This is a genomic window from Luteitalea sp. (assembly GCF_044337415.1).
Classification (GTDB): Bacteria; Acidobacteriota; Vicinamibacteria; order Vicinamibacterales; family Vicinamibacteraceae; genus Luteitalea.
In genome coordinates this window covers 1-6,635 of sequence record NZ_JBIINP010000210.1, presented here as the reverse complement: position 1 = coordinate 6,635, position 6,635 = coordinate 1, and the positions used below count along the sequence as shown (strand labels likewise).

The 6,635-nt window shown below is 72.0% G+C and carries 6 protein-coding genes; 3 read left to right on the top strand and 3 right to left on the bottom strand.

What is annotated here, in order from left to right; genetic code table 11:
- The 3 genes from ACIRDX_RS19145 to ACIRDX_RS19135 form a co-directional block, all read left to right on the top strand.
- On the top strand, positions 1-462 hold a 462-nt coding region (locus ACIRDX_RS19145; protein ID WP_396627041.1), incomplete at its 5' end, for a hypothetical protein.
- Between the two features lie 79 nt (positions 463-541).
- Positions 542-1,150 (top strand): hypothetical protein, encoded by a 609-nt coding sequence (locus ACIRDX_RS19140; RefSeq protein ID WP_396627040.1) that lies wholly within the window; start codon positions 542-544, stop codon positions 1,148-1,150.
- Between the two features lie 171 nt (positions 1,151-1,321).
- Positions 1,322-1,954 carry a hypothetical protein gene (locus tag ACIRDX_RS19135; protein ID WP_396627039.1) on the top strand — a complete coding sequence of 211 codons (633 nt, stop codon included), beginning with the start codon at positions 1,322-1,324 and terminating at the stop codon, positions 1,952-1,954.
- 23 nt (positions 1,955-1,977) lie between these two features.
- On the opposite strand, the gene ACIRDX_RS19130 is transcribed toward ACIRDX_RS19135, so the two are convergent.
- The 3 genes from ACIRDX_RS19130 to ACIRDX_RS19120 form a co-directional block, all read right to left on the bottom strand.
- Positions 1,978-3,393, bottom strand: a complete 1,416-nt coding sequence (locus tag ACIRDX_RS19130) for an FAD-binding oxidoreductase (RefSeq protein WP_396627038.1) — start codon at positions 3,391-3,393, stop codon at positions 1,978-1,980.
- A 22-nt stretch (positions 3,394-3,415) separates the two neighbouring features.
- A complete protein-coding gene (locus tag ACIRDX_RS19125; RefSeq protein WP_396627037.1) occupies positions 3,416-5,119 on the bottom strand; it encodes a winged helix-turn-helix domain-containing protein in 1,704 nt (567 codons plus the stop codon).
- Positions 5,120-5,159: 40 nt separating this feature from the next.
- A partial coding sequence (locus ACIRDX_RS19120; RefSeq protein WP_396627036.1) for an amidohydrolase occupies positions 5,160-6,635 on the bottom strand: 1,476 nt, incomplete at its 5' end.

Sequence of the window (6,635 nt, the reverse complement as noted above, 5' to 3'; positions counted from 1 at the left end):
GGCGGCATGGGCCGGGGTGGGGGCGGCATGGGCCGGGGTGGGGGCGGCGGGCGCGGGGGACCCGGTGGCGGGGGACCGCCGGATCAGGAAGAGATGCAGCGCTTGCGGGACCTGATGCGCGAACTGATGGCGGCACCCGTGCGCCTCACGATCGTGCAGCGTGACGATGCCGTCAGCTTCACCGACGACGAGGGGCACGTGCGCAGGTTCGTGGCCAACGGCAAGGAGGAGAAGCACCAGCTCACGAGCGGCACCCTGGAGACGAAGTCGCGCTGGAAGGACGGCGCCATGGTGATCGAATGGGAGACCGGACGCGGTCCCACCGTGGTGCGCAGCTACCGCGTCGAGCCCTCGACGAAGCGACTCGTGGTCGAGACCACGATGAAGGGCGGATCCCGTGGCGGCGACCGGCCGCCGATCACCCACGTGTACGACCCGGTCGAGCCGCTCGCGCAGGACTGAGCTTTCGCGGCGCGCGGCCGATGACCTTGTGAGACGACGCGCCTGCGCAGGCCTGGCCAGGCCTGCGTCGTGTGTCCCCATGGCCTCCGCCCTGCTCGACCTCGCTCCCCTCGCCCCCCCGCTGGTCTACGTGATCGATGGCCAGGACCGGATCCAGGCGGTCAACGACGCCTACGTCGCGGATGTCGGCGGTGCCGGGGGCGACGCCCAGCACGTGCGGCAGCGCCTCATCGGCCAGGTCATCTGGCACGTGCTGCCGGGTGTGGCCGAGTGGTACGGGCCACTCGTGAGGCGCGCGCGAGCGGAGCAGCGTACGGTGTGCTTCCCCTTCCGGTGCGACACCCCGGACCTCCGTCGCCTGATGCGCATGCGCATCAGGCCCGAGCCCGGCGGCGCCATCAGCTTCGAATCCGCGGTCGTGCGCGTGCAGCCCCGCCCGCACGTACCGCTGGTGACCGCCACGGGCGACCCGGGCGTGCCCGTCGTGTCGATGTGCTCGTGGTGCAAGCGCGTCGACGCCGCCGGCGACTGGCTCGAGGTGGAAGACGCGATGGAGCGTCTCGGTGCCGACAGCAACCGGCTGCCGTCGGTGTCGCACGGCATCTGTCCCCGCTGCCTCGACGAACTGGCCGCGCTGGCGCACTCCCCCGACGCCACGCTCTCGATCGGCCTGCCCGCCATCACGTAAGGCCATGATTGCCGGAGTGCCGGCATCCGTGGCAATCGTGTCAAGGTCACGTAGGAACCATCTAACGATATGTAGATTCTTTTCAGGGTTCGAAACTCAGCCATTGCGGCGACGCGCGAAGCGTGCGACCGTAATGCGACCCTCCCGGCCACAGTTCTCCCTGGAGCCGCCATGAGTGCCCCCGCCCCGCTCGGGTTCGATGCTGTGCCGATAGTCGCGCCACCCCAGATGTACCGGATCGACGGTCAGGATCGACTCGTGGACGTCAACGACGCCTACATCCAGGATGCCGGTGACGCCGGCCCCACCGCGGCGGCCATCCGCGCCACCCTGCTCGGGCGCGACTTCTGGAGCCTGATCCCCGAGGCGGCCGCCTGGTACGAGCCGCTCGTCCGCATCACGCGAGCCGAGCACCGCCCCTTCACCTTCGCCTTCCGGTGCGACACGCCCACCCTGCGACGCCTGATGCGCATGCACATCGAGGCGCGCCTCGACGGCAGCGTGTGCTTCACGTCGTCGGTCATCCGCCAGCAGTCCCGGACGCGCGTGGCGTTGCTGGACCCGGACGCCGCCGTCGGCCTCGATCTCGTCTCGATGTGCTCGTGGTGCAAGCGCGTGCGGGCAGGCGACGACTGGCTCGAGGTGGAGCCGGCGCTCGACAAGCTGGGGATCGATCCGCACGATCCCATGCCCGGGGTCTCGCACGGCATCTGCCAGCGGTGCAAGTCGGAACTCATGGCGATGACGAGTTCTCGTTCGGCGACGATGTCGATCCGGCTGCCCGGTCCGGCCGACCTGCGCTGAGCGCTCCCGGGCGTCTCGACGTCCTACTCGAAGATCTTGCCCGGATTCAGGATCCCGTCCGGGTCGAGCGCCTGCTTGATCGCCCGCATCATCGCGATCGCGCCCTCGCCGGCTTCCTCGCGCAGGAAGCCCATCTTGTGCAGGCCGATGCCGTGCTCGCCCGAGCACGTGCCGCCGAGCGCGAGCGCGCGGCGCACCAGCGCGTGATTGAGCGTCTCGGCCACGCGCCAGTCATCCTCGTCGCCAGGGCGGACCAGGTAGCCGAAGTGGAAGTTGCCATCACCGACGTGCCCGAGGCAGTAGTGGGGGAGTCCGGAGGCTTCTGCCTCCGCGACGGAGGCGACGAGGCAGTCGGCCAGCCGCGAGATCGGCAGGCAGGTGTCGGTCGAGATCACGCGTCGCCCCGGGTTGGTGTGGAGGGCCGCGAAGTAGGCATTGTGCCGGGCGGCCCAGAGCCGCGCGCGATCCTCCGGTGAGGTGGCCCAGGCAAACGCCTCGGCGCCGTGCTCGGTCGCCAGTCCCTGCACCGTGCGCGCCTGATCCTCGACCTCGTGCGCCGACCCGTGGAACTCCATGAGCAGCAGCGGTTGCTCCGGCAGGGCGAGCCGGGAGTGCGCATTCACCATGCGCACGCCATGCGCGTCGAGGAACTCGCAGCGCGCGATCGGGATGCCGAGCTGCACGATGGCCATCGCGGTGCGGATGGCCGGCTCGATGGCCGGGAACGAGCAGGTCGCGGCGCTGACGGCCTCTGGCAGCGGGTGCAGGCGCAGCGTCACTTCGGTGATCACCCCCAGGGTGCCCTCGCTGCCCACCATCAAGCGGGTGAGGTCGTAGCCGGCGCTGCTCTTGCGTGCGCGGGTGCCGGTGCGGATGACGTCGCCACGCGCCGTCACCACCTCGAGGGCGAGGACGTTCTCGCGCATCGTGCCGTAGCGCACGGCATTGGTGCCGCTGGCCCTGGTGGCGCACATGCCGCCGATGGTCGCGTCGGCGCCGGGATCCACGGGAAAGAACAAGCCGCGGCCCTCGAGCGCGCGGTTCACCGCGGTCCGGACCACGCCGGGCTGCACGGTGATGGTCATGTCCTCGGCGTGCACCGCCAGGATACGGGTCATCCGTCCGAGGTCGAGGCTGATGCCGCCCTGCACCGGCAGGAGATGCCCCTCGAGCGACGTGCCGGCGCCGAAGGGAATGACGGGCGTGCGATGTGCGGCGGCGAGACGGACGGCGTCGACGACGTCGGCGGTCGACTCGGCGAACACGACCGCGGCCGGTGCGGGGCCCTGCGTGAACGCCGACTCGTCGCGCCCGTGCTGCTCTCGCACCGAGGCGACCGTCGAGCAGCGCTCACCGAAGCGATGCGCGAGCGCGTCGAGCAGCGACTGGGGGACATCGCGTGGCGCGAGGTGGCGGGCGAGAGGATCGACGTCGACCATGTCGACGGCGATTATGCCGCTGTCAGGTCTCGAGGGTGGCGAGGAGGCGGGCGAGGCGCGGCTCGGCGCGCCCGGCGGCGAATCGCGGGTCGACGCGCAGCGTGGGGCACCAATAGCAGCGGATGGCCAGCGCCCGCTGTAGCCATCGTTCAGCCGCCTCCACGTCCTGACGCGCCATGGCGGACATGGCCATCCAGCCCGGCGCGAGAAATCCGGGGTCGGCTGCGGCCTCGGCCTCGAGGTCTCGAGCCCGCCGCGTGTCGCCGGCGACGGCGCAGGCCCACGCGAGCGAGGCCCTGACCATCGGTACGGCGGGGGCCATCGCATGGGCCTCGGCGGCATGGTCGAGGGCCTCCGCCGGGGCGCCCTCGAGCGCCCGCACGACGCTCCGCACCAGGAGCGGCATCGGCGAGGGGGAGCTGCCCAGCGCGTCGAGGGTCGTCAGCGCCGCATGCACCTCGGGCAGGCGGCCGTCGCAGGCGAGCGCGAACGCGAGCGGCGCATACACGGCTGGCGCCAGCGGATCGAGTTCGGCGGCCAGCGCGTAGAGTCGCACGGCCTCTGCGGCGCGTCCGCGAGCCAGGGCATGGCGACCGTACATCTGGCAGGCGTACACGTCCGGGCCGTCCTCTCGCATGGCCTCGAGGAACAGCGCCTCCGCCTCGTCGAAGCGCCACCGGACAGCGCTGAACAGTCCGGCCCGCAAGGCCCGAACGCCCGGCAGATCGGGGTCGACCGCCGATGCTCGGGTCAGCAACGCCTCGACGCGGGCCTCGGCCTCGGCGGCGCTCTCGAGCGTGAAAGCCAGCAGCGAGCCATGACATTCCGCGAGGGTGATGGCCGCGGCGGCGTGTCGCGGGTCGGCTGCCAGCGCACGTTCGAGGAAGGTGATGGCGTCGGCCAGACTGGCGGGCGTCCGGCGGCGGAAGTGAAAGCGCGCGTCGAGGTAGGCGTGCGACGCCTGCGGTGTCGTCGCGAGGGCGTCGCGCATGCGAGGCCCGGAAGCGCCGGCGTTGGGCAACAGCGGCAGCAGCGCGGCCGCGATCGCGGCCGCGACCTGCTCCACGGGCGACGTTGGCACCGGCACGTCCACGCTGGCCAACTGCACGAGGTCGCTTGTGCGCACCACCTGCAGCCGGACGGACGCGCTGCCGCGGTGTCGTCTCCACCGCAGGATCACCGCGAGGTCTGCACCGAGGCTGCGTCCGATGACGGCGGCGCCGCGGCCGTCGCCGCGACACCGCAGGGCGGTATCGCTGCCGATGGCCACCAGCCCGCGCCCATGCAAGCGACACACGTGCCCGATGATGTCCTCCGTGATGGCGTCGCACACCGGAAGTGAGGGGGCCTGTCCGTCCTCGGCCACCAGCGGCAGCACCAGCACCCGGACCTGCGGGGTTGCCACCCGGATGGGCACGGTGACGCGGTAGCCCACACCGTGTGCCGTCTCGATACAGGAGCCTCCCCCAGGCCGGGGACCAAGCTTTGCGCGCAGTGTCGAGACGCAGCGCATCAGGCTGGCCTCGCCGACGTCCTCGCCCGGCCACGCCGCGTTCAGCACGGCGTGCCGGTCGACGACACGACCGCCACCGGCGAGCAGTCGAGCGAGCACCGCCCGCTCCTTGGGAGTCAGCGCGACGCGCGTCGTGCCGCGCCAGAGCTGCTGGTCGGCATCGAAGCGATACGCGCCGAACTCCAGCACGCTGGGCGTCAGGCTTGGCGGCACGCGGACCATTGTGCGGCAGGGCGCCCCGCCGCGACAGCCGTCAGTGGGCGCGGTAGACCGTCACGCCGTCCTTGATGGTCTGCAGCACGCGGATCTCCCCGATGGCGGCGGGCTCCACCTTCAAGGGGTTGCGCTCGAGGATCACGAGATCGGCGCGCTTGCCAGGCTCGAGGGTGCCCTTGCGGCCCTCCTCGAACAGCGCGAAGGCCGCATGACGCGTCACGGACAGGAGCGCCTGGTAGGGCGTGACGGTCGGCTCAGGGCCGGCATCGTCGGCCCTGGGAGGCGCCGGCTGGCTGACGGTGGCGCCGACGACGCGCAGCACGTCCCTCGGCTCGAACGTGCCGTCGCCATGGATCGTGTACGGCATCCCCCGCCCGGCCACGGCGGCCATCGCCGCGCGTCGCTGTCCCTGGGCCTCGCCCGGCGTCGTGCTGCAGCGGCCGATCGCGTCGGCCGGCCACGTCGGCGAGAACGACGGGATGACGCCCATGGCCTGCATGGCGGCGAGATGGTCGTCGCGGTACTGCCCGCACTGCACGAGGATCGGGCGCCTGTCGTCGACGCCGTGGGTCTTCTGCGCCGCGTCGATGGCCGTGAGGACCGCGTCGGCGTCGGTGTCGCCGTCGACGTGCACCAGGATCTGGTGACGCGTGGCGTACCAGGTGTCGATCGACGCGCGCACGTGCCTCGTCGGATCGAGTCGTCCTGCGTGCGGGCCGTGCGCCGCGTCATGGAACGGCGCGGTCGGCGATGGCGACCGCCATCCCGTGCCGGTGCCGGCGGCGCGGGACGTCCAGAACGCCAGGCCTGCGAGGCGCAGCCGGCCGGGGGCGCCGCTCATGGTGTCGGCGACGTTGCGGGCCGAGGTGCGCATCGCCATCCCCCGCATCGCCGCCTGCGTGTCGTTGGCATACGCCACCACGTCGGCCGTGAGAGCACCGTGCGCCTCGGCCTCCATCAGCAGACGCCATTGCGAGGCTGTCGTGTCGCCCTCGGTCACGGTCGTGAGGCCCCGGCTGGCCACGTCCCGCATCGCCATGTCGGTGAACGTCGCCACCTGCTGCGGGGTGAGGGCCGGAATGGCGGCGCGCACCCGGGCGTAGTCGCGCGGCGCGACCAGGCCTGTCGACTGGCGAAGGCCCCCGGTCCGGACGAGCGCCGCGTGGTTCGCAACGCCGAGATCGCCTGACGCGGGCATGAGCAGGACGGGGTGCTCCGTGGAGACGCCGTCGAGTTCCTCGGCGGTCGGATGTCGCCGCTCGGCGAGCACGGCCGGGTCATGGCCGTAGCCGACGATCCAGTCGCCCGGCGCGACGCCGATCCGCGACGCGTGTGCCTTGAGGGCCGCGACCAGGCCGGGCACGTCGCGCACGTCAGGCGTGCGCAGGAAGCGATAGCGCTGGAACTCGATGGCGTGGGCGACGTGCCCGTGGCCGTCGATGAAGCCGGGCAGCATCGTGCGTCCGTCGAGGTCGACGACCCTGGCGGCGTCGCCGGCACGGGCGCGCGCGGC

Excerpts from the sequence above, each read along its gene's own strand:
- ACIRDX_RS19140 (WP_396627040.1), top strand. The coding sequence starts at position 542 with ATGGCCTCCGCCCTGCTCGACCTCGCTCCCCTCGCCCCCCCGCTGGTC.
- ACIRDX_RS19135 (WP_396627039.1), top strand. The coding sequence starts at position 1,322 with ATGAGTGCCCCCGCCCCGCTCGGGTTCGATGCTGTGCCGATAGTCGCG.
- ACIRDX_RS19130 (WP_396627038.1), bottom strand. The coding sequence starts at position 3,393 with ATGGTCGACGTCGATCCTCTCGCCCGCCACCTCGCGCCACGCGATGTC.